Origin of the sequence: Corynebacterium sp. c3Ub_189, from assembly GCF_039907195.1 — a bacterium.
In the GTDB taxonomy this organism is placed as follows: domain Bacteria; phylum Actinomycetota; class Actinomycetes; order Mycobacteriales; family Mycobacteriaceae; genus Corynebacterium.
The window spans coordinates 150935-174211 of the sequence record NZ_JASBOF010000001.1 but is presented as its reverse complement, the minus strand read 5'-3'; the positions used below and the strand labels follow the sequence as shown (position 1 = coordinate 174211).

The 23277-nt window shown below is 57.4% G+C and carries 20 protein-coding genes and 1 pseudogene; 9 read left to right on the top strand and 12 right to left on the bottom strand.

All coding sequences use genetic code 11. From position 1 onward, the window contains the following. Position 1: 1 nt before the first annotated feature. The 7 genes from QKD99_RS00860 to QKD99_RS00830 all read left to right on the top strand — a co-directional run bounded on the left by QKD99_RS00860 (position 2) and on the right by QKD99_RS00830 (position 6473). Positions 2-1588 carry an inorganic phosphate transporter gene (locus QKD99_RS00860; protein ID WP_347950503.1) on the top strand — a complete coding sequence of 529 codons (1587 nt, stop codon included), beginning with the start codon at positions 2-4 and terminating at the stop codon, positions 1586-1588. Between the two features lie 143 nt (positions 1589-1731). Beyond that, positions 1732-1884, top strand: coding sequence for a hypothetical protein (locus tag QKD99_RS00855; RefSeq protein WP_297846102.1), 153 nt, complete (start codon positions 1732-1734; stop codon positions 1882-1884). A 174-nt stretch (positions 1885-2058) separates the two neighbouring features. Next, entirely contained in the window at positions 2059-2454 is a 396-nt protein-coding gene (locus tag QKD99_RS00850) for a hypothetical protein (RefSeq protein ID WP_347950462.1), read from the top strand. A gap of 75 nt (positions 2455-2529) precedes the next feature. Then, positions 2530-3642 carry an LLM class flavin-dependent oxidoreductase gene (locus QKD99_RS00845; protein WP_347950461.1) on the top strand — a complete coding sequence of 371 codons (1113 nt, stop codon included), beginning with the start codon at positions 2530-2532 and terminating at the stop codon, positions 3640-3642. A gap of 2 nt (positions 3643-3644) precedes the next feature. Continuing rightward, positions 3645-4304, top strand: coding sequence for an FMN reductase (locus tag QKD99_RS00840; protein ID WP_347950460.1), 660 nt, complete (start codon positions 3645-3647; stop codon positions 4302-4304). A gap of 173 nt (positions 4305-4477) precedes the next feature. Beyond that, entirely contained in the window at positions 4478-5887 is a 1410-nt protein-coding gene (locus tag QKD99_RS00835; protein ID WP_284766556.1) for an L-serine ammonia-lyase, read from the top strand. Between the two features lie 10 nt (positions 5888-5897). Next, on the top strand, positions 5898-6473 hold the full coding sequence (locus QKD99_RS00830; RefSeq protein WP_347950459.1) for a TetR/AcrR family transcriptional regulator: 576 nt from the start codon (positions 5898-5900) through the stop codon (positions 6471-6473). Between the two features lie 26 nt (positions 6474-6499). On the opposite strand, the gene hisS is transcribed toward QKD99_RS00830, so the two are convergent. The 3 genes and pseudogenes from hisS to tpx form a co-directional block, all read right to left on the bottom strand. Continuing rightward, positions 6500-7789: a histidine--tRNA ligase gene (gene hisS / locus QKD99_RS00825; protein ID WP_347950458.1), complete on the bottom strand. Its 1290-nt coding sequence runs from the start codon at positions 7787-7789 to the stop codon at positions 6500-6502. 5 nt (positions 7790-7794) lie between these two features. Then, a complete protein-coding gene (locus tag QKD99_RS00820; RefSeq protein WP_347950502.1) occupies positions 7795-8430 on the bottom strand; it encodes an MBL fold metallo-hydrolase in 636 nt (211 codons plus the stop codon). An 83-nt stretch (positions 8431-8513) separates the two neighbouring features. Beyond that, positions 8514-9010 (bottom strand): annotated as a pseudogene (gene tpx, locus QKD99_RS00815) (thiol peroxidase). A gap of 143 nt (positions 9011-9153) precedes the next feature. On the opposite strand from tpx, the gene QKD99_RS00810 reads away from it, so the two are divergent. Together QKD99_RS00810 and QKD99_RS00805 are read left to right on the top strand one after the other, a co-directional pair. Further along, on the top strand, positions 9154-10014 hold the full coding sequence (locus QKD99_RS00810) for a peptidylprolyl isomerase (protein WP_347950457.1): 861 nt from the start codon (positions 9154-9156) through the stop codon (positions 10012-10014). Between the two features lie 358 nt (positions 10015-10372). Next, positions 10373-10705, top strand: coding sequence for a hypothetical protein (locus QKD99_RS00805; protein WP_239277626.1), 333 nt, complete (start codon positions 10373-10375; stop codon positions 10703-10705). 131 nt (positions 10706-10836) lie between these two features. Here the strand turns inward: QKD99_RS00805 and QKD99_RS00800 are convergent, their stop codons facing one another. The 9 genes from QKD99_RS00800 to ruvB all read right to left on the bottom strand — a co-directional run bounded on the left by QKD99_RS00800 (position 10837) and on the right by ruvB (position 23274). Continuing rightward, positions 10837-11409, bottom strand: coding sequence for a YetF domain-containing protein (locus tag QKD99_RS00800; protein WP_239277624.1), 573 nt, complete (start codon positions 11407-11409; stop codon positions 10837-10839). Between the two features lie 97 nt (positions 11410-11506). Further along, positions 11507-13579, bottom strand: coding sequence for a bifunctional UDP-sugar hydrolase/5'-nucleotidase (locus QKD99_RS00795; RefSeq protein WP_239277622.1), 2073 nt, complete (start codon positions 13577-13579; stop codon positions 11507-11509). A 188-nt stretch (positions 13580-13767) separates the two neighbouring features. Beyond that, a complete protein-coding gene (locus QKD99_RS00790; protein WP_347950456.1) occupies positions 13768-16056 on the bottom strand; it encodes a bifunctional (p)ppGpp synthetase/guanosine-3',5'-bis(diphosphate) 3'-pyrophosphohydrolase in 2289 nt (762 codons plus the stop codon). An 86-nt stretch (positions 16057-16142) separates the two neighbouring features. Further along, on the bottom strand, positions 16143-16688 hold the full coding sequence (locus tag QKD99_RS00785; protein WP_005324978.1) for an adenine phosphoribosyltransferase: 546 nt from the start codon (positions 16686-16688) through the stop codon (positions 16143-16145). 53 nt (positions 16689-16741) lie between these two features. Beyond that, positions 16742-18409 (bottom strand): ABC transporter substrate-binding protein, encoded by a 1668-nt coding sequence (locus tag QKD99_RS00780; RefSeq protein WP_347950455.1) that lies wholly within the window; start codon positions 18407-18409, stop codon positions 16742-16744. Positions 18410-18462: 53 nt separating this feature from the next. After that, on the bottom strand, positions 18463-19623 hold the full coding sequence (secF, locus tag QKD99_RS00775) for a protein translocase subunit SecF (RefSeq protein WP_284766566.1): 1161 nt from the start codon (positions 19621-19623) through the stop codon (positions 18463-18465). 2 nt (positions 19624-19625) lie between these two features. Beyond that, positions 19626-21518: a protein translocase subunit SecD gene (gene secD, locus QKD99_RS00770; protein WP_347950454.1), complete on the bottom strand. Its 1893-nt coding sequence runs from the start codon at positions 21516-21518 to the stop codon at positions 19626-19628. 238 nt (positions 21519-21756) lie between these two features. Then, a complete protein-coding gene (gene yajC / locus QKD99_RS00765) occupies positions 21757-22116 on the bottom strand; it encodes a preprotein translocase subunit YajC (protein WP_347950453.1) in 360 nt (119 codons plus the stop codon). Between the two features lie 78 nt (positions 22117-22194). Continuing rightward, complete coding sequence (gene ruvB / locus QKD99_RS00760) at positions 22195-23274, bottom strand: Holliday junction branch migration DNA helicase RuvB (protein WP_347950452.1); 1080 nt, start codon at positions 23272-23274, stop codon at positions 22195-22197. Positions 23275-23277 lie beyond the last annotated feature (3 nt).

Below are 23277 nucleotides of genomic sequence, written 5' to 3'. Positions count from 1 at the left end.
GATGACGGACATTGACGCCGTCAACGGCAAGGGAAACGACTGGATTTGGCACGCCATCTTTGGCGGCCTCACAGCCGTTACCCTCATCGGTTTTATGATCTGGGGCCACGACTATGTCGATGGCTCTAAGCCCATTCTCCTGGGCACCGCCATTCTCTTCGCTCTCTTCATGGCCTTCAATATTGGCGGCAATGACGTTGCCAATTCTTTCGGTACCTCCGTAGGTGCCGGAACGCTGTCCATGAAGCAGGCACTCGTTGTCGCCGCCATCTTCGAGGTCTCCGGCGCCATCCTCGCCGGCGGCGAGGTCACCGATACCGTACGTTCTGGCATCGTCGACCTTGACGCCATTGATGGCCTAGACCCCATGGAGTTCGTCTACATCATGATGGCTTCCCTTCTGGGTGCGGCCATCTGGCTTCTTGTTGCCACCCGTATGGGTTGGCCAGTGTCTACCACCCACTCCATCGTCGGCGGCATAGTCGGCGCCGCGCTCACGGTCGGGTTCATCACCGGCAAGGGCGGCTTGGACATGGTGCAGTGGGGCGGGATCGGCACCATTGCCATCTCGTGGGTGCTCTCCCCCGTCCTCGGCGGTCTCGCTGCGTTCATCCTGTTTAAGTGGATTAAGACCTCCATCTTGGTCTACAACGAGGAAGCAGACCAGAAGCTGCGTGAAATCAAGACCCGTCGTGCGGAGCTGCGCCAAGAGCACAAGACTCGCTTTTCGCGCCTCAATGAAATCCAGCAGATCAGCTACACCAACGCCATGGCCCGGGATGCTGCCTTGGTGGCAGAAGAAGACTTTGATCCGGATCAGCTGGAATCTGAGTACTACCGCGATCTGTATAACCTCAACAAGGACATGGATGATGTCAAGGCTCATCGCGCCCTGGAGAGCTGGGTACCGGTACTAGCCGCCATCGGTGCCATCATCATTTCCGCCATGGTGATGTTCAAGGGACTGAAGCACACCGGACTCGATTTCAGCGTCCTTCAGAACCTGTTGGTCATGGGCATGGTCGGCGCGGTGGTGTGGATGGCCGTCTTCATTTTCGCCCGTTCCTTGAAAAAGAAGTCGCTGGCTAAGTCCACCTTCCTTCTCTTTTCTTGGATGCAGGTATTTACCGCTTCCGCCTTCGCCTTCTCCCACGGTTCCAACGATATTGCCAATGCTATTGGCCCCTTCGCTGCGGTTATTGACGTCCTCAAGACCGGCCAAGTAAGCGATGAAGCAGCCGTGCCCGTTGCCGTCATGATTGCCATGGGTGTCGCCCTGATTTCTGGCCTGTGGTTCATCGGCCGCTTCGTGATTCAAACCGTGGGCTCGGGCCTAACCCAAATGCACCCTTCCTCCGGCTTCGCTGCTGAGCTTGCCGCGGCCGCTGTGGTGATGGGTTCATCGATCTTGGGCCTTCCGGTTTCTTCCACCCACATCCTCATAGGCGCCGTGCTGGGCGTAGGCATTGTCAACAAGGCAGCTAATTGGAACCTGATGAAGCCTATCGCTTTGGCGTGGGTCATCACCCTGCCCGCCGCGGCAGTCATCGCTGCCATCACCGTGTCAGTGCTGCGCTTAGTCTTCTAGGGATAGCTCAGCGCCGCATATCCTCAGCACCGCCATGCATCCGCTAGCCGCACCGGCCATCGAGCCGGGGCTAGCGGATTTTCCAATGGTTGGCTTGGACTAACGCCCTGCTTGGCGACGCCCCCTTCTCTACACTGGCCCATATGACCGTGCACCGAGCTACTGCATTCCTGGCCGCATTCAACGACATAGAACAACACTTGCGCTCGGCTCTCAACGCTGAGAACTCAGATTCCTTTTGGTGGATAGTAGATAAGGCACGAGACAAACACATGCTTTCTGGCAAGCAAGCCTAGGCACTGAAAGATTTTTCTAACCTTCGCAATGCCATTGCCCACGGGCGTTACTACAAATCAGAGCCCATCGCTGAACCGCACGAAGCAGTGGTCAAGCAAATCTCCGCCCTCCGAGACATAGTGGTTTCCCCACCCGACGCACTCCACGTTTTGCAGCCACAAAAGGTATTTACCTTGACATCTGCCACATCAATCATGGAGGCATTTAACGTCATAAAGGATAAGGACTTCTCCGAAATCCCCATCTATGATGAGGGCCGCTTCACCGCTTTGCTAACCACCAACACTATCGCTCGATGGGTAGCCAGAAACCTCAGCGATAATCACGTGCTCGATGCCGCGGACATCGCGGACATTGTGGAATATCAAGAACCCAGTGATCGCGCTATCTTTCTTGCCCGCACAGTAAGCGTGCAGGAAACGGTGGACGCCCTTTCAGAAACCGACAACCAAGGACATCACCCATGCGCCGCGGTCATCACGGAACACGGCAAGGTCACTGAGAGGCCCCTGCGCCTCGTTGCACCGGCCGATCTACCGGCACTTTTTGATGCCCTAGAATGGGAATAATTCTCCCGCAGTCGGCTTTCCCGCAGTCGGCACTGCGTCTATCTGTACTCCTGTGCACCGCATAGAAAGGCAACCATGCAATTCGGCATCTTCAGTATTGGGGATTTGACCACTGACCCCATCTCAGGAAAGACCCCCACTGAGGCTGAGCGCATCCGCAACCTAACGGAAATTGCGCTTAAAGCCGAAGAGGTTGGCCTTGATGTCTTTGCTACCGGCGAACACCACAACCCACCTTTCGTGCCGTCCTCTCCTACAACGCACTTGGCCTATATCGCGGCGCAAACAAAACGCTTGCAGCTATCTACTGCGACCACGCTCATTACTACCAATGACCCTGTAAAGATCGCAGAGGACTATGCCTTTCTGCAGCACCTTGCTGACGGCCGCGTAGACCTCATGCTCGGCCGCGGAAATACCGGCCCGGTCTATCCCTGGTTCGGCAAAGACATCCAGCAAGGCATTCCTTTGGCTATTGAGAACTATCACCTCCTGCGCAGGCTGTGGCGCGAGCCCGTCGTTAACTGGCAAGGAAAGTTCCGCGCGGGACTAGAAGGGTTTACCGCTACTCCGGCACCGCTGGATGGAATTCCGCCCTTTGTCTGGCACGGCTCCATTCGTTCGCCGCAAATCGCTGAACAAGCCGCATACTACGGCGATGGCTTCTTCCACAACAATATCTTCTGGAATAAGGAGCACACCGCCCAGCTGGTGGATCTCTACCGCCGTCGCTTTGAAAGCTATGGCCATGGTCAAGCGGACCAAGCAATCGTCGGACTCGGTGGCCAAGTCTTCATGGGCGAAACCGAACAAGAAGCTAAAGACTTCTTCCGCCCCTACTTCGACAACGCCCCAGTCTATGGCCACGGACCAAGCCTCGAGGACTTCACTGCGCAGACTCCATTGACTGTTGGCACCGTGGAACAGGTAATTGAAAAGACCCTCAGCTTCGCTGACTGGGCCGGTGACTACCAGCGCCAGCTATTCCTCATCGATCATGCCGGACTGCCCCAAGAGGTAGTTCTCCAGCAGATAGAAATTCTCGGCACGCAGGTTGTTCCCGAGCTGCGACGCCGCTTTGCGCAGCGCCGCCCGAGCCACGTGCCTTCTGACCCGCCGACGCACGCAAGCTTGCTCTCTGCGCCTCATCCTTCACACCTTCAGGTCAGCCCAGGAAAGGAGAACTAGTTATGCGCTCCCTCCTCGTTATCTCAGCTGGTCTTTCGCAGCCGTCATCCTCTCGCAGGCTGGCGGACATGCTCGCAGAAGCCACCCGCGCCAAAATCTCCGCGCGCGGTGAAGGAGTCCACATCGACGTCATTGAGGTCCGCGATCTCGCTTTCGAACTAGCTACCGCCATGACCGATCAGACTGCGCACACACCGCTTTTGGCTAGAGCCAAGCAGCAAGTTGCCGATGCCGATGGACTCATCGCCGTCACCCCGGTATTCCAAGGCAGCTATTCGGGCCTTTTCAAGATGTTCTTTGACGCCTTGGAGCCCCATGCCCTCGACAACCTTCCCACCATTATCGCAGCTACGGCCGGTTCTTCGCGCCATTCCCTCATTTTGGACTATGCGCTCCGCCCGCTATTTAACCAACTCCACGCCAACATCGTGCCAACTGGCGTATTCCAGGCCGCAGAAGACTTAGGCACTCCGGAGGGAGAGCGCATCGTCTCCCGGATTGAGCGCTCTGCCATCCAGCTAGCTGACCAGATAGTTGCCCCGCGAAACAGGGTGCCTGGAATTGCCGGTGACCTAACCGGGTTGGGAGGCCGCTCCACCGTTGGGTTAGCAAAGGAGAACTTCATCCCCCTTGACAAGCTCCTGAATGGGTATGGCAGCTAAGCCAAAACGCGAGCAGTGCTACGCATAGACGGCGATTGATAGAAGGTGTGACTTTCGCTACCCTGGTCACATAAAATCTGCCTCTACTCTTCGGTTTCGGCTGTGACCGCAATAGCGGCACAGCACATGCGCCCAACAGCTATCCCTTCAGAAAGGTTCGGCACAGCTTAACTATGACAATTAGCGTCACGGACATCTTTTCCATCGGCATTGGCCCTTCTTCCTCGCACACCGTCGGGCCCATGCGCGCGGCTAAGCAATTCCTCGATTCACTAGAGAAACACCCAGCTAAGGTCTATACGGAGTTGCGCGGATCGCTTTCCGCCACCGGCCGTGGCCACGCTTCCGATCGCGCCGTCATCCTTGGGCTCGCCGGGTGGGATCCGCTGAGCGTGCCTATCGACGCCGAGCCCCACGCGGGCGGCTTTATCCCCAGCGAAGGAACCATATCTGGTCCCCGCGGCACGGTGGATTATGAGATCGTCTTTGATAATGAACCGCTGCCCCAGCACCCGAATGGCATGATTTTTAGCGCCTGGGATGACAACGGCAACCTCCTCGCAGAAAAGGAAGAATACTTCTCTGTCGGCGGCGGTTTTATCCTCTCCCGCGCCGAGCTCGATGCGGAAGTCGCCGAAAGCAATGAGGTTCCTGCCGGCGTAGCCGCCGCCCAGGTAGATGACTCCGTTCCCTATAAGTTCACCACGGGCGAAGAATTGCTCAACCTCTGCGAGGCTCATGACAAAGCAATTTGGGAGATCGTACTTGCCAACGAGGAAGCCTTGCACCGCGATGAAGGCGGAGCGGAATACGTTCTGCGCCACCTTGATTTAGTCTGGGACATCATGCGTGAATGCGTAACCGAGGGTATTTCCACCAAGGGGCTTCTTCCAGGTGGCCTGCGTGTGGCACGCCGTGCCCCGAAGATGTATGCACAGTTGCTAGAAAACCAGGACGACACCAGCTGCGGTTTCTCCGCCATGGAGTGGGTTAACCTGTACGCCCTAGCAGTTAATGAGCAAAACGCTGCCGGTGGCCGCGTCATTACTGCACCTACCAACGGCGCGTGCGGCATCATTCCAGCAGTTCTGCACTATGCGCGCGATTTCCGCGCAGACTTCACCCGTTCCACAGCTCGGCGCTACCTATTGACCGCCGGTGCCATCGGCATGATTATCAAGGAAAACGCGTCCATCTCCGGAGCCGAGGTTGGCTGCCAAGGCGAGGTGGGTTCCGCCTCCGCTATGGCCGCCGCAGGCATGGCAGAGCTGCTGGGTGCAGCCCCGGCGCAGGTGGAAAACGCCGCGGAGATTGCTTTGGAGCATAATTTGGGCCTTACCTGCGACCCAGTGGGCGGTTTGGTGCAGATTCCGTGTATTGAGCGCAATGCCATTGGCGCGGTAAAGTCCATCAACGCCGCGCGCATGGCCAAAATGGGCGAAGGCACTCACCACGTGACCTTGGATAATGCGGTACAAACCATGGCTGAAACCGGCCGCGATATGCTCTCCAAGTACAAGGAGACCTCCCTGGGCGGATTGGCCAAGACCATGGGCTTTAGCGTTTCGCAGGTGGAGTGCTAAAAAGGACTCCATGCGCGCAGATGCCCTTCATCGCCGTACCGCTATTATTGCCGCGGCGTGCCAGCTTTTTCGTACCCACGGCGATGATGTCGCTTTGGAAAAGGTGGCTACGCAGGCTGGCGTAAGCGTGGCTACGGTCTACCGCAACTTCCCCAACCGCGCGAGCCTTATCCGCGCGTGCGCGGAATATATGGGTAATGCCTTTGCCAAGTTTCAACAGCGCCTCATCGCGGACTTTGAAAACTCTACGCATTCTGGAGAAGACTACGTCCGCACTTACGCCACCCATATCCTGACAATGGGACTAAACACGCTCATTCCTGCGTTCGTCCCTCAGGATTTGGACTCTCTTAGCCCTGAGTTAATCGCCCAGCGCGACCTCCTGGAGCGCAACGGCCGACGGTTTATTGAGCTGGGCCAAAAGCAAGGCGAGATTGGCCCCGGCGTCACCCACCTCGAATTCATTGTGGGACTGTTGAGCCTGGCACGACCCCGCGAGGTTGATATCGAGGCCTACCAGCCGGATATACAGGAAAAGATCATTGATCTCTTTCTGGCAGGCATAAAAAGTGGGCACCGCGCCTAAGCGCGATGCCCATCGACCAAAGAAATTTAGGCCTCGCCGTTCATTTCCCGAGCAAGTACGGACACTAGGTCCGAAACCTTGACGTCGTGCTGCTCATGGGCGGCAAGGTTCTTGAGCGCAACCGTGCCATTTTCTAGCTCTTGTTCACCCAAGACCAGCGCGAAGCGTGCGCCGGCGCGGTCGGCGCCCTTCATCGCACCCTTCAGGCCGCGGTCTCCAAAGGACATATCCGCAGAGATTCCAGCCTTGCGGAGGTCATTGATCAGGGCGGTCATGGTGCGCTTGGCGGCCATACCCAGTGCAACGCCAAAGACGTCCACGCGGGACTCCACACCATCGAGGGTGATGCCCTCAGCCTCCAGCGCCAGCAGGGCACGGTCGACACCCAGACCGTAGCCGATACCAGATAGGTCTTGGCCGCCTAGCTGAGCCATCAGTCCGTCGTAGCGGCCACCGCCGCCGATGCCGGACTGCGCACCAAGTCCGTCATGGACAAACTCGAAGCAGGTCTTGGTGTAGTAGTCCAAGCCGCGGACCATACGGGGATTAATCTCGTAGGCTACGCCCATATCGTCCAGCATGCCGGTAACGGTTTCGAAGTGCTCGCGGCATTCGTCATTGAGGTGGTCGAGCATCAAGGGGGCGTCGGCAAGCTGCTCCTGGACCTCCGGGCGCTTGTCATCCAGCACACGCAAAGGGTTAATCTCTGCACGGTGGCGGGTCTCTTCATCCAAGTCGAGCTTAAAGAGGAATTCCTGCAGCTTCTCGCGGTAAGCTGGGCGGCAGTTGCGATCGCCCAAGCTGGTGAGCTCGAGGCGGAAGCCGCTAAGCCCCAGCGCGCGGAAGGAACGATCCGCCAAAGCGATGACCTCGGCGTCAAGCGCAGGATCGTCCACGCCAATAGCTTCTACACCGACCTGCTGTAGCTGGCGGTAGCGGCCAGCCTGGGGGCGCTCATAGCGGAAGAACGGACCAAAATAGTTGAGCTTCACGGGCAGCTGGCCACGGTCCAGGTTGTGCTCGATGACCGAGCGCATCACGCCGGCGGTACCCTCCGGGCGCAAAGTAACGGAGCGGTCGCCGCGATCCGCAAAGGTGTACATCTCTTTTGACACCACGTCGGTGGACTCGCCCACGCCACGGGCAAAGAGCGCGGTGTCTTCGAAAATGGGCAGCTCAATGTGCTGGAAGCCGGAGAGATGTGCCTGCTCCACCATGGTCTGGCGCACCTTATAGAATGCGGCCGACTGCGGTGGGAAATAGTCTGGGACACCTTTGGGGGCGGACAGGGCTTGGAACTGCTTCTTATTACTCACGGGTATTACAGTACCTCCCTCAATGTAGCGAAGAAGGGATTGGTCGCCCTCTCCTTACGCATTGTGGTGGCAGGCCCGTGACCGGGAAGAATGTCGAGGTTATCTGGCAGGCTCCATACTGGGCCAGCAAGCGACTTCTGCATGGCATTTGGGTCCGAGTGAGGTAGGTCGGTGCGCCCAATGGCCCCGGCGAAGAGCACATCACCGGTGAGGGCAAAGTCCTCGGCGACGATCATCACGCAGCCCGGCGAATGCCCAGGCGCGTGTTTGAGAGCAAAGGTATGACCAAGAAGTTCCAGGGTTTCGCCATCATGGAGCTCGCGAAGGTCATCGATGGGGGTCATATGGGCGGCGTCGAAAAGCTCCTGGGCCTGGGGCGACACTCCTTCGCCGCTGTCGAGCATAAACCTATCAGCAGGGTGGATATAAACAGGGATGTCGAGCTTTTCTGCCAAAGACCCGGCGTCCCGGGTGTGGTCAATATGGCCGTGGGTGAGCACGATTGCCTCATAGTCCAAGTCATGCTCGAGGACTTTTTCCATCGCGTCCATGCCGGGATCCACGATGAAGGCGCGGCGGCCTTCCGCAATCACATAAGTATTGGTCTGAAACGGACCGGCAGTAAAACCGAAGATTTCCATACCCACTACCCTAGCTGTCTCCATAAAAAAGAGCCGGCCTCCCCCATCTTCTTGATGAGCAGAGGCCGGCAGCACCGAACGGCTTAACGCAAAATGTCCCACACCTTGTCATAATCAAGCTGGGTAACAACGCCCGGTACCATTTGAGTGTGGATGACTTTGTGGTCTTCATCAGCCACCAGCACGGAGCGGGCAAGCAGGCCTTCTAGGACGGAATCGCGCACGGTCACGCCGAACTTCTCACCAAAGTCAGAGCGAAATGCGGAGGCGGCGATGACATCATCAATGCCATCAGCTGCGCAAAACGCTTGAGGGTAAAAGGCAAATCAAGAAAAACGGAAAGAAGCTTAGTGTTGCCTAGATGCGCCACCTGCTCATGGAAGCGGCGCAGCTGTTCTTGGCAGGCAGGGGTTTCAATAGAGGGCAAGATGGAAACAATAAGGCGCGTGCCCGCAAAAGTCTCATTGGTAATCTGACGCAGGTCGGTACCGATGAGTTCAAATTCGGGCAGCGGATCTCCCACTGCGGGAAGTTCACCAACGGTGGGCGTTGGCGGATCGGTAAAATCTGGTTCAACCACAGATGCCGGCGTACTTATGATTTGGCCTAATAGCTATTAACTTGCTCTATTTTCCATGCCAACGCTTTCTCAGCTGTAGGGAACCGCTAAACTCGGTCAGGTTGAATCATGCCACCGAAAATCGCTAGAAAGGTTGACTCCCGGTGCCAAATAATCAAAAGCGCGGCGAAGAGGCGCTGAGCAAGCTCGAGCGCGAGCTAAAATCCCGCGAACGCAAGCAAAAGGCACGCCCCCTAGGCGTTGTTGCCGCCTCCCTCGTAGTAATCCTCGCCCTCGTCGGCGGCATCTACTTCTTGTCTACCCGCGAAGGCGACGATGAAAACGTACAGGCTGAGGAATCTTCCGCAGCTGAGACCTCGCAAGAAACGCCACAGGCGCAACCCATCGCTGACAAGCGCGCCAAGGCCCTGCCAGATACCGTGACCTGTAAGTATGAGGACAACGGTCAAGAGTCCAACGGCGCGAAGAAGCCGAACGGCAAGGATATTTCCACCAAGGGCACCGTCACCGTCTCCTTTGAGACCAACCAGGGCACCATTGAAATGGAAATGGACCGCGCCAAGGCGCCGTGTACCACCAACGCTATTTCTGAGCTAGCCAAGTCGGGCTACTACGACGACACCGTTTGCCACCGCATGACCTCAAGCGGGATCAACGTACTGCAGTGCGGCGACCCAACCGGTTCCGGTTCCGGCGGCCCCGGCTTCAGCTTCGCTGATGAGTACCCCACCGACGAGGTGGATGAGAAGGACGCACAGAACCCCGTTGTCTACCCGCGCGGCTCCGTCGCCATGGCCAACAGCGGCCCAGACACCAATGGTTCCCAGTTCTTCCTCAACTACGACGATTCTGAGCTGGCCCCGAACTACACCTACTTCGCCACCATCACCGACAAGGGCATGAAGACGATGGATAAGATTGCCAAGAACGGCGTCGAAGGCGGCCAGCCAGATGGTAAGCCCGCTAAGGAAGTCAAGATTAAGAAGGCAACCGTCAAGGCTTAGGCGACAGAAAAAGCCCTGCTTGGCGACGCCCCCTCTTAACCCCACCGCACCACACCCCCTAACGGGGGCGGGAACAAAGCCCCGGCCATTCACCACACACTCCGTGAATGAATGCGCCGGGGCTTATCCTTTCCTTAAATTAAGCTGAGCCCGATTATGAGGGTTAAGCTGCAGAAACACGAGAACACTAAAATTCCCCCGGATCACAACAGCAACAGTAGTAAACACACAGCACACAGTGGACTTTCAGCTAGTTCAGCCAGTGAACAAAAACCTGCCAATACTGTTGCGGAAGGCTGTCAGCCTGTCTAGTATTTGAAACGTCTTTGAACACACCAAGCTTGTTAGGAATCAAAAAATGAAGCTTTTCTCCCGCAAGGCACTCGTTGCTGGCGCAACCGCTCTGTCCGTCGCTTTCGCAGGCACCACCGTTGCTAACGCTGAGGACACCACCTCCGACCTGTCCTCCAAGATCACCAACTCCGTCGAGGGCCTTTCCTCTTCCTCTGACAACGACTACGCAGCTGACAAGTCTGATGACTCCGAGGGCAAGGAAGACACCCGCACCTCCAAGGAGAAGGCTGACGACATCAAGGCTTGGATCGGCGTCTTCACCGCTGTTATCGGCGCTCTGGGCACCCTGTTCGCCTTCGCAAACAAGTACTTCGACCTGCCTTTCGGCAACAAGTAAGGTCACCGCTTCATAGCGATTCTTAAGCCGCTGCTTCCCTTAGTGGAATGCAGCGGCTTTTTTCATCTGCTCTTGGGCAAAGGGAGCCTACAGATGCTCTTTGCGTTCCCCGCCAAGCTTTGGCGTGTGCCCTAAGCGTCTTTAGCGTCTTCGATGTACTCCGACCCCACGAGGTCCTTGAAAAGCTCCGGGTCGATGGCCTGACCGACCTTGATGACGGAGATATGGCCTGTAGGCTCAAGGATCATTATTTGCACGTCTTCCATGCGGCTAATGCCGGCCCTACGGGCGGCCGAGTAGATATCCGATTCTGTAATGTGGGCCAGCGTCAGGTTATCTTCAACCATCTCACCGCTAAAGACTAAAAGGATGGGACGACGGTCCAGAAAGCGCGTCCACTTCACTACCTTGCGAATGGTACCGAAGGCAGCTTCGAGCGCCATCAGCGTGGTCAGACCGATGACGCCGGCGGCAAGGGTCGGTGGATTGCCCACGATGACACGGCCCGCGACCGCGCCAAACATAATAATGATGATGGCATCTGAGGCCGTCATGGACGTAAGCACGCGAGAGCCAAATACCTTCACCAAAACCATGAAGGATAGGTAGATACCCAAAGTCGCCAGCACGACAACGGGAATACGGTGCCATTCAATACCCAGCTGATAAGTAATTTCGCGCAGGAAGAGTTCTAGAGTATCCACGACTGCTTAGGTTACCCGGCAGCCGCGAGACATACAGAAAAGGCGGAGCGTCACTCCCCCGTTCAGGAAGAGCCGCTCCGCCTAGTGCTGTGCTGTCCTAGATGTGGAACTGCTTGCGCAGGTCCTCAATCATCTTGCGAGCTGGGGCAGGAAGAATCTGCGGGTTCATGCCCACAACCGCAACGCCAGCTACCAGCGCTGCAACGATGGCGAATACTGCGCCACCCACGGAAGAGCCGTTGGAGGACAAGGAAGAGCCCTTTGGCGCAGGCTTAGCTCCCGGCTCTTCGGAGCCGTCGCCGCTTACCTCGAGTGGCAAAGTTGCCTTAGTTCCTGCGTCGGTGGTGATTTCTAGGTTCTGGGTACCGCTCAGGTTCTCTGGAACGGTGAGCTTTACCGTTGCGCGACCGCGCTCACCAAATTGCGCATCGCCTTCTTGCGCAGCGTTGTCGATATCGACGGTCTGCTCAGCGTCGCCCAACTTGACGGTTGCCTTCTTGGCCATCGGCTCACCGTCGGTGGAGTAATTGAGGCTGGACAGGTTCACCGTGATTTCCTCGCCCGGCTTCACGTCCCCCTCGATGTTGGCGCCAATCTGGCCCTGGCCCGTGCGGACCTCCGATTCACCCGACTTGATGTAGTCGATCATGGCCTGAGTGTCCATGTAGCCCACATCGTTCTTGTCCTTGATGGAACCAGCGTTGAAGTAGCCGTCGCCGCCTGCCTCTTCATCACTGGAAGCAAGGAAGGAAGACAGCGCAATGGAGTAATCCTTCTTCGGATCGATTTTCTCGCCGTTGATGGTCACAGACTGTACGCGCTCGCCCTTGTCGGCCTTCTGGTCGTAGACTACTTGGACGTTATTGGAAAGCCCCATAGCCAGGCGTGGTCGGCTGCCTTCCTGCCACTGGTTTTCCAAGGCATTAATGAACTCCTCGCCGGAAATCTTGGCGGTAATTACAGAGTTGCCAAAGGGCTGTACCTCAAAAATGTCCTTGTAGGTAACGTCGCCGCCCTTCAAGTCAGCACGAACACCGCCAGCGTTCATCACACCGATCTCGATGTCCTCGCCTACCTGCTTGCTCATGGCGTAACGCTGGCCGTCAGCAATGAAGTTATTGAGGGTAGATTCGACACCACGGTTAGAACCCGAATCAGCATTCTCATCAGATCCGCGGAACAGGGCCCGTTCCACAGTACCGGCGGTCTTGGCACCCTCGATGTCAGCCTCTTGCTGGGCCTTTTTTACAATAGCTGCGATTTCAGCATCTGGTTCAACCTTTGCTGCAGCGGTCGCGTCGTACTGCTTCAAACTGATGTCGGTAATCTTTTTAGCAGTCTTATCAAAGGTAATATCAACGTCGTTGAGCAGTTTGCCGTACTCGTGTCCCTGTGCCCACTGCAGTGGCAAGGCGCCCTCGCGCTCAATTTCGCCCTTAGTGGCAACGTGGGTGTCGCCGCCAAAAGCTACGTCGACGTCTTTGTTAAAGTCCTCTGCAAAGCCTTGGGCATCTTCGTGCATGAGCGCAACAACAACATCGGCCTCACCAGATTCTTTCAAACGAGTAGCTTCCTTATTGGTAGCCTCGGCTGGATTAGTAAAAGTGATCCCTGGGATCTTGGCAGCAGACACCTTATACTTGGTATTTTCCGTTACCGTGCCAACATAGCCGACTTTTACGCCATCAATTTCTTCGACGTGGGAAGCCTCCAGAAGAGGCTTCCCATCCTTGAACACGTTGGCACCCAAGATTGGGTAATCAGAGCTATCAGCGATACGCCCTGTAAGGTCTTCGGTACCCTTATCAAACTCATGGTTACCTACAGCAGTCACCTTCATACCCATCTCGTTGAGGGCTTCAAGGGTGTACTTGTCATCAGAAATTGCAGAGACAAAGGCAGAGCCGCCCACGTTATCGCCCGAGGAGGTCAGGTTGAATTCCTGTCCTTCATTTACCTGCTTGATAAGGGACTGCAAGCGAGCCACGCCGATTTCATCGCCGGCCTTGGCTGGGTCACCAATTTTGTCTTCCAAGTGACCGTGAATATCGGTGATATTGGTGACGGAGATGGTGGTCTTGTTTTCCTGTGCCACCGCCTGCGCGCCGGAGAGAGCAACAGCGGAAACGGTAGTGGCGGCCACAAGCTGGCCGATGCGACGGAACTGCATTGAAATACTCCTAGATTGTAGAAAGCAACAGGACAATTTATATCGCTTTACTAACAACTTGGCAGGAGAAATTGAGCCCGCTTGCTGGGGATTTACCTTGCAGAAGCCGAAAATTCATACACTGGTAACCCACCTGATGCTTTCGCGTTGCTTGCCCCGCCCCTCCTTGAGGGTAGGGACAGAGCACACTAAGCAGTCACTCGGTAGACGTCGAAGACGCCTTCGGTATTGCGCAACGTCGTCATCAACGTGCCCAGCTGCTTGGTGTCGGACACCGAGAAAGTAAACCTAACCGTCGCGATGTGGTCATCGCCCCGATTCGAGTTCATGGTCAAAACGTTGATGTTTTGATCGCTCATTACCCGAGTGAGCTCCGAGAGGAGGCCCTGACGGTCGAGGGCTTCCAATTGCAGCGTCGCAGAGAAAGCGCCCGTCGCAGAGGTACCAGAAGACCAGGCCACCTCCAACATGCGCTCTGGTTCTGCCTTGAGCTTTTCCGCGTTTGTGCAATCGGCTCGGTGCACGGAGACTCCCCCGCCGCGGGTAACGAAGCCGAAAATGGCATCGCCCGGCACGGGCTGGCAGCATTTGGCGAGCTTTGCCATCACATCGGGGCTGCCTTCCACCAAGATGCCGGTGCCCGATGCCGAGTCTTCGGTGTGTTGGGCGCGGGAGTGCTCAATTTCAGACAGTGGCGTGCGGGAGGCCAGGGTGTCGATGGCATCGTCCTGGTCGCCGAACATGGCGACCAATTGGTTGGCCACGTGTTGAGCAGATACGTGGCCCGCGCCGATGGCGGTATACAGCGAATCGACATCGGTATAGTGCAGCTGTTCCGCTACCTGCTTCATGGAGCTGGCAGTAAACAAGCGGTGCATAGGCAGGCCGCCGCGCTGGACTTCGGTCGCCAGGGCATCGCGGCCGGCTTCCAAGTGTTCTTCGCGGCGTTCCTTGGCAAACCACTGCCGCACCTTTGTCTTGGCTCGAGCAGACACGAGGAAGTCTTGCCAATCGCGGGACGGACCGGCGTTGGGATCCTTTGAGGTAAAGATTTCCACCTTGTCGCCGGACTTTAGCTTCGATTCGAGCGCGACGAGCTTGCCATTGACCTTGGCACCAATACACCTATGCCCCACCTCAGTATGTACTGCGTAGGCAAAGTCCACCGGAGTTGAACCGGCAGGCAGGTTCACCACATCGCCTTTCGGAGTAAAGGCGAAGATTTGCTTGGCGGTCAGGTCGTAGCGCAGCGAGTCGAGGAACTCGTTGGGATCGGCGGCTTCCTTCTGCCAGTCCAGAAGTTGGCGCATCCAAGCCATCTGGTCCACTTCTTCCTGGTGGCCCGAGTTCTTGCCCTTGGTTTCTTTGTAGCGCCAGTGAGCGGCCACACCGAACTCAGCGTTGTAGTGCATCTCGTGGGTGCGTACCTGGACCTCTAGCGTCGCGCCACCATTGCCCAGCACGGTGGTGTGCAGCGACTGATAGACGCCAAATCGCGGCGAAGAAATATAGTCCTTAAAGCGCCCGGGCAGAGCTTGGTAGATCGAGTGAACCACGCCAATTGCGGCATAACAGCTATTGACGTCCTCTACTAGGATGCGGATGCCCACTAAGTCAAAAATCTCCGCGAAGTCCCGGCCGCGTACGATCATCTTTTGATAGATGGACCAGTAATGCTTTGGTCGGCCCATAACCTCGGCTTCAATGCCGTTTTCTTTCAGCGCCCCACTGACCTGGCTAATGATCTCCTTCAGCGCGCGATCGCGCGAGGGGGCGCGATCTGCCACCATGCGCACGATCTCGTCGTACTTCTTTGGATACAAGATGGCAAAGGACAGATCTTCCAGCTCCCACTTCACGCTGGCCATGCCGAGGCGGTGAGCTAGCGGCGCGATAACCTCTAGGGTCTGCCGCGCCTTCTTAGCCTGTTTTTCGGGCGGGAGGAACCGCATCGTACGCATATTGTGCAGGCGGTCGCTGACCTTAATGACCAGGACTCGGGGGTCGGTGGCCATGGCGACAATCATCTTACGAATGGTCTCAGCCTCTGCGGCCGACCCCAGTGCCACCTTGTCCAGCTTGGTCACGCCATCGACCAAGCGAGCCACCTCCGGACCGAAATCTCGGGTGAGGTCCTCTAGTGAGTAGTCCGTATCCTCCACGGTGTCGTGCAGCAGTGCTGCAACGATGGTGGTGGTGTCCATACCGATCTCCGCTGCGATCGTCGCCACGGCGAGCGGGTGGGTGATATACGGTTCTCCGGATTTGCGAAAGACCCCCTCATGGAGCCGCTCCGCGGTGTCATAGGCGCGATTGAGCAGATCAGCATCGGCCTTGGGGTGAAACTTGCGGTGGATGGACATCAACGGGTCCAGCACCGGATTCACCTTCACTCGGCCGCCGGTGAGCGAACGAGCTAGGCGAGCCGACATACTGCGCATTCCGCCGCCGGACTGGCGCTTTACGGGTTTGTCCATGGCCAAATCTACCGCCCTTCACAGTGTCATGGGCCTTGTGGCCTCATGTCCAACTAGATCGTGCGATCTAGCTTAGACATCCCATCTTAGTCTGTGGCATTCAACACAATGAGCGGTGGGCCGGATAAACGCTCACGACCGTTGAGGCCCTTGACCTCCAGCACCACCACATTGCCAGCGACTTCGGCACCTGCGGACTCAAGCAAAAGCTTGGCACCGTGGAGGGTGCCACCGGTCGCCAGGACGTCGTCGACAAGCACTACGCGTTTGCCCTTGATGTCAACGCCGCTGGCTGGAATCTCCAGCGCCGCGGAGCCATACTCCAGCTCATATTCCTCGGTATATACCGGTGGGGGAAGCTTGCCTTTCTTGCGGATGGCCAAGATACCCAGGCCCATCTTGTAGGCGACGGCCGAGCCGAGGAGGAATCCACGGGCGTCTAGGCCGCCAATCATATCTGCGCCCAATTCCTCGCAGGCGGCCGCCAAGCCGTCCACTACGGTGCGAAATGCCTCTGGGTCCGCCAAGACTGGGGTGAGGTCCTCAAAGAGGATGCCCTCCTCTGGGAAGTCTTGAACGAGGCGAACCTTATCCTTGAGTGCCTGTGCTGCTGATTCGTAGTGCGAGCTCATAATCTTCCTTGAGAAATGTTTGCGAGAGGTCGTTAACGGCCGCTGTGTGCAGCCTAGTTCTTTTCAGCTGGGGCGGTGCTGTGCCAGCGGTCCATATTCCAACCGATGCCCGAGACGCCAGTGTACGGCAGGACACCTTCCACGTCGCGGCGGACGAGGAAAACGCGCGGCTGCGCGGAGAGCGGAATGGACGGTACATCCTTCCACAGAGCCTCTTCTGTCTTCTTCAGCTCCGCAGAGTTCTTCATACTGGACTCCACCGTGGAATACTCCGTCTGAGGATCGACTGGACCGAGGAAGGCATCAACGGTAGGCGCCCAGGTTTCCGGATCCATTTCCAAGTAGTGCTGGGACATGAACTCCGCAGACGCGTCCTCGATGGTGATACCAGCCGGCTCACAGGATGCACGAAGTTGTTCCACCATGGCAGCGTAGCGTTTGTCTGGCCCCAAATAGCCGACCTTGATGGTCGTACCGTTGAGGTCGCCGGCCTTAGCCAAATCCGTGCCTTGGTGTTCCTTGCCCACCTTGTCTAGACCGCCGGCGACTGGGTTGGTCGCGGAGACGGTACGCAAGTATGCCGGCGGCACCTCCACACCGGAGGCCGCAGAGCTTGCTTGCGCAACCGCCTGCTGATCGACGCAAGCAGCGAAGCTCTCGCGCGCCCACGGCTCCGCGAATACTCCAGCTTCAGATAGCGTGAGCGTATCGGTTAGCTCGCCAACCATTGGAGTGACCTCGTAGGGGGACTCCCCTGCCTCGTCCTTCGTACTGTCCAGCCAGTCAGGATTTTCGCTGGCGGCATCCACTACGCGCAGTGCGCCTTTATCTGCAAGCTTTTGTGCATCAGCATCCGAAGGCCAGACCACAACATGCTCTTCCGCTGGGGCGTCCCCGAAGTACTTTTCGTTTGCTTTGAGAATGATCTCCTCTTCGTCGCCTACCTTGTCAATGACATAGGGTCCAAAGGAGACCTGCAGCTCGGGATCTAGTTGATCCTTGGCCACGGAAAAGCCATAGCGCCATTCCTTAGCAACCGGCGCAAGCGCCTGCATGTCTTCGACCGTGAGTGCCGCGTTGAGTTCGGCAATGCTCAACCCGGACTTTTTAGCCAGCGCATGGGCCGGCATGACCGTGCCGGCGCCAAACATGTGGCGCCAGCGCTGCCCCTGATCCTTGTTAAAGGTCAAGGTGAACGTTTTGCTTTGGGGCTCACAGCTAAAATCTGCGATGTCATTCATCAACGGCATATGGGAGGCAAATTCAGCTGGATGAGTACCGGCCACATACGCCAAAAAGTAGTCGTCACAGGTAACGGGGGTGCCATCGGAAAAGACAGCATCCTCCTCCAAAGTGAGCTGAACGCTGCGCTGGTCGCTGCCGGCAACAGGCGGAAGCTCTTCAGTTTCAACCAGATCCGCATTGGGGATTAATTCGCCAGAGGGGCCGGGCACGAAAAGGCCCGGATAAAGCCGCGTAGACAGCAGTCCGGCGGAGGTAGCGTCACCAAAGGAGGTGCCAGCATTAGTGGTGGCCAGGCGGGAATTTACTTGGTAGCCAAAGTATCCATAGGATTCTGGCTCCTGGGGAGCACTAGACGTGTCCTCTTCGCCGTCCTGCCCGCTACAGGCAGAAGCAGCTAGAGCTAGAGCTGAAACGCACGAGGCAATGGCCTTCCTTCCCCAGTGACGTTCGCTAGAACTGCTCTTGGATTCAAACACCGTAATTCGCCCTCACTTCAGCTACAACTCCGCCAAAATTTTACTATCGGAGGCTACCGGCCCGGGCGCCAGGTTGCGCCAGGGTGCCCAGTGGACTCGGACGGATCATCGTCGATCTCAGCCGGGGTGGTCTTTGCACTCACTGGTGAGACCACGGTGCGGCCGGAGGATGCTGCGCCAGATTCTGCCGCGGCATTCTCGTCCTTGCCAGCGCGGTAGTCCGCGACCCGCTTGTTGTGACGCTTGATCTTCTTGGACATATTGGCGAGGGTCACGACCAGCGGCGTAGCGAAGAAGATGGAGGAGAAAATGCCCTCGACCACGCCGATGAGCTGAATGAGCGCCAGATCGCGGAGGGTACCGATACCCATCAGCCATACGGCCACCACGAAGAGCGCGATGATAGGCAGCGCGGAAATAACCGAGGTAGAAATCGAGCGCATGACCGTCTGGTTGATAGCCAAGTTTGTCAGCTCAGCATAGGTCTTCTTGCGCTGGCCCTCGAGGCCTTCCGTGTTCTCGTTGATCTTGTCAAAGACGATGACCGAGTCATACATGGAGAAGGTCAAGACGGTAAGCAGACCAATAATGACGGCCGGGGAAACTTCGAAGCCAAAGAGGGCGTAAATACCGGCGATGATCACGCCGTCTGCAATCAGCGCGATGATGGCGGCAAAAGCCATGTTCTTCTGCAAGCGAATGGCCACGTAGACGGTCGCAGCCACCAAGAAGACCAGCATGGCAATGAGCATGCGCTGGGTAATAGAAGAACCCCAGGATTCGGATACTGTGGACGAGCCAATGGCATCCGGGGTGGCCTTGCCGTTTTCATCCTTCGGCTGGAAGTTGTCATAGATAGCCGCGCGGGCCGCATTCACGTCCTCTTGGCTCAAGCGCTCAGAAACGATTTCCAAGGTCTCGGAATCGCCAGCGCCCACAATGTGAACCTGCTCGGGTTCTACACCGGTGGAGTCTTCGAAGACCTGGCTTACCTCATCTTCCTTGAGGTCGCCTGCCGGCATCGACAACGTGGTGCCGCCTTCGAAGTCAATCGAGAGCGAGAAACCACGAATGAGAATCGCGGCCACTGCGGCCACGATCAACGCGGCGGTGATGCCGTACCACAGCTTGGTGCGACCGATGAAGTCATAACCGCGCTCGTCCTCGTAGAGGCGGTCCATCCGGGAAATCTTGTGCTTAGTCGAAACAGCCATGCTTATTTCTCCTCATCTTCCGCAGCATCTACGGGACGTGCGGTTCCTGCGGCAGAATGTCCTGCCGTTTCTTTGGTGGCTGACTCTTTAGCGTCGGAGGCTTCAGCAGTGCTTGCTTGACGACGTCCCGAGCCAAAGTAGCCGCGCTCACGGCGCTCTTCCACCAGTGCGTAGATTCCGCCGAGGCCATTCATCGAAGGTTTAGCAGCAGCCGGACGGCGGCCCACCATCTGCATCAGTGGTGCCATGACCAGGAAGGATACGACCAGGTCGAAGACCGTGGTCAGACCCATCGTAAAGGCGAAGCCCTTCACCTCACCGATGGCGAGGAAGTAGACCACAACAGAGCCAATCAGGGTCACCGCGTTACCGGTCACAATGGTGGCACGAGCGCGCTCCCACGCCTTTTGCGTAGCGGAGCGGAAAGTGCGTCCCTCGAGGAGCTCGTCCTTGATGCGCTCGTAGTAGACCACGAAGGAGTCAGCAGTTGCGCCCACACCGATGACCAGACCGGCGATGCCGGAAAGGTCCAGCGAATAACCGATCCAGCGGCCCAGCAGAACCAGGGAACCATAGGTCAGGAGGCCAGAGGCAATGAGGAAGATGAGGGATACGCCGGCCAGCGCGCGGAAGTAGTACAGCGAGTAGGCCATCACGAGTACCAGGCCAACGAGGCCTGCAATGAGGCCGGCCTGCAGTGCGGCCTTACCCAGTGTTGGTGGAATGGACTCTACGGTGCCACCCGGCTCGCCATTTTCACCGGCGAAGGACAGCGGCAGTGCGCCATACTTCAGGTTATTAGCCAGGTTCTGTGCCTCTTCCTGGCTAAAGTCACCAGTAATGGAGGTAGCAGAGCCAACTGGAGTTGCTCCCTGAATAACCGGTGCGGAAATAACCCCAGAGTCAAGGGTGATGGCAACTTGGTCCTTGAGGTGTTCCTGCGTCAGGTCTGCCCAGGTCTGCGAACCGTTCGGGCCATCGCCGGTCTTGAAGGAGAAGTTGATCTCCATCTGGCCAGACTGACCGTTTAGGCCGCCTTCGATAGGAGAATTGGTATCGATCTCGTTACCGGTGAGGCGGGTACCGTTTTCGTCCTTGATGCCATTGAGAAGCGGTGCGGGCTCCAGAACGTACGGGTTGCCGTTGGAGTAGTCACAGGTCACAAATGGCTTTGCAGGATCATCGGCGCCGGCCAGTGGATCGCTGCTGCCCTGGCAGGTCATCAGCGCGGAGGCTGCCGCCTGGGTGGTCGGGTCCTCGGACTGACGGTCCTTCAGGAGCATCTCCGTAACTTCATCGCGGCGCTTAGTCTGCTCAATGGAGTTGCTTGGCTCCTCAAGCGGCTTGGCGCTGACCTTAGGAGCCTTCTGTTTCTTTGGCTCCTTGCCAGTCATCTGCGCTTCTTGCTGAGCGATGCCCTTGGTCATCTGTTCCATCTGCTTATTGGCCTCATCTGCGCTCAGTACGTCGTACTTCACCCAGCGATTGGCCATATCTTCCAGCTCCTTATTGAGCTTTTCCATATCCGGCATGGAGGGCTTAGCCACCGGACGGAAGAACAGCTGCGAGGTCTGGCCCACAGCCTGTGCCTGGGAGGCGTCCTCACCTGGCACGGTAATGACCAGGGTATTGCCGTTGATGACAACCTCAGAACCAGAAACACCCATGCCGTTAACACGCTGTTCCAAAATGTTGCGTGCTTGCTTGAGTTGGTCTTGGGTGGGTTCCTCGCCTTGCGGCGCCAGCGTTACGCGGGTACCGCCCTGCAAGTCGATGCCAAGCTTTGGGGTGCTTTGACGGCTACCAGTTAAAAAGATAAGCGCATAGATAACAACCACAATGAGAACGAAAAGCGCGATCGCGCGCTTCGGCCATTGGCGTTTGCTATTTTTCATAGCGCCACGGGTTTTTGCGGGCAACGATAATCTCCTGTGCTGCTTATAACAGGGTGTTTAAACATTAAATACGGCCCCGCCACATGGCGCAGGCACGTCAACAACGCACAATCGTACGTCATCAGGCGGAGTTTTCCTTAACGAGGTCCGGAAAAGACTCAAAGTGTGATGGGGTCTACGCTCCGCGAAGGCTCCACCCACCTAGTAAACGTTAAGGCAACTCTTAGGAAATAGCCGGCTATTCCTTCTCCTGGCCGTCAAACGGAGGGTACTTCTCATCAGGCAGGTTATCTGCCGCATCATTCTTCTCTTCCCCAGCAGCAGGGCGCGCAAGCTCATTGGCCTCCTGCTCAGTGCGAATGACCGCCATCTTGTCAAAAGTAACCACCACGCCAGGGGCGATTTCTAGATCCACATCCTTGTCGCCAGTGCTGCGCACCACGCCGTGCACGCCGCCCGCCGTAACGATGGCGTCGCCCGGCTGCAGGGAATTCTGGAGGACCTGCATCTCATTTTGGCGCTGGCGCTGCTTTCGCATGGCCATAAACGAGGGAACGACGAAGAGGATGCCAATAATGATGAGAATGATGATTTCCATAGCACCCTAGTGTGCCAGACGGCGGTGCGCACAGAAACCCCAAGGGGGGGGGCATCGCCAAGCAGGCTAGCCCCTGAATTAAAACAGCCCGGCCGCGCCCTCCGGCGGGGTAAGCCCCAGGTGCCGCCACGCAGCAGCGGTAGCTACACGGCCGCGCCCAGTGCGCGCAACCATCCCGGCACGAACCAGGTAAGGCTCACACACCTCCTCGACAGTCGAGGGTTCCTCGCCCACTGCGATGGCTAGCGTGCTCACGCCAACCGGTCCGCCGCCGTGCCCCTTAATCAAGGCATTGAGCACCGCCCGGTCGAGGCGGTCAAGTCCCATGTCATCCACGTCAAAGACTTCGAGCGCTCCCTGGGCCGCACTGAGATCAATCAGGCCGGTGCCATTGACCTCGGCATAGTCACGCACGCGGCGCAGCAAACGGTTAGCAATACGTGGTGTTCCGCGCGAACGAGAGCCAATTTCTACTGCCGCATCGTGGTCAATTTCCACGTCCAAAATGTGGGCGGCGCGCTTGATCACCTGGGTAAGATCGGCCGTGTCGTAGTACTCCATCTGCGCGGTGAAACCGAAGCGGTCGCGCAATGGGCCGGTGAGCATGCCGGCGCGCGTAGTCGCACCTACCAGGGTAAATGGCGGGATCTCTAGCGGAATAGAAGTAGCGCCAGGTCCCTTGCCCACGATGACGTCAATGCGGAAGTCCTCCATTGCCATGTACAGCATTTCTTCTGCTGGCCGGGCAATGCGGTGAATCTCATCGATGAACAAGACATCGCCTTCCATAAGGTTGGAAAGCATTGCGGCCAAATCACCGGCGCGCTCCAAAGCGGGCCCGGAAGTCATACGCAGCGAGGTCCCCAGCTCCTGGGAAATAATCATCGCCATTGTGGTCTTGCCCAGGCCCGGCGGCCCCGAAAGCAAAACGTGGTCGGGCGTGACCCCACGGTTCTTTGCCCCCTTAAGCACAAGGGAGAGCTGCTCGCGCACCTTGGGTTGGCCGATAAATTCCTCGAGCGACTTGGGACGCAAGGAGCGTTCAATATCATGCTCCTCGGAGTGTGCGGTGGCATCCACATCGCTATTGCGCTGGGTGGCGTGCGCCGCGTCGAGGCCCTCAGGGAGATTGAACTCGGTGCGCTCAATATCGGACATGAT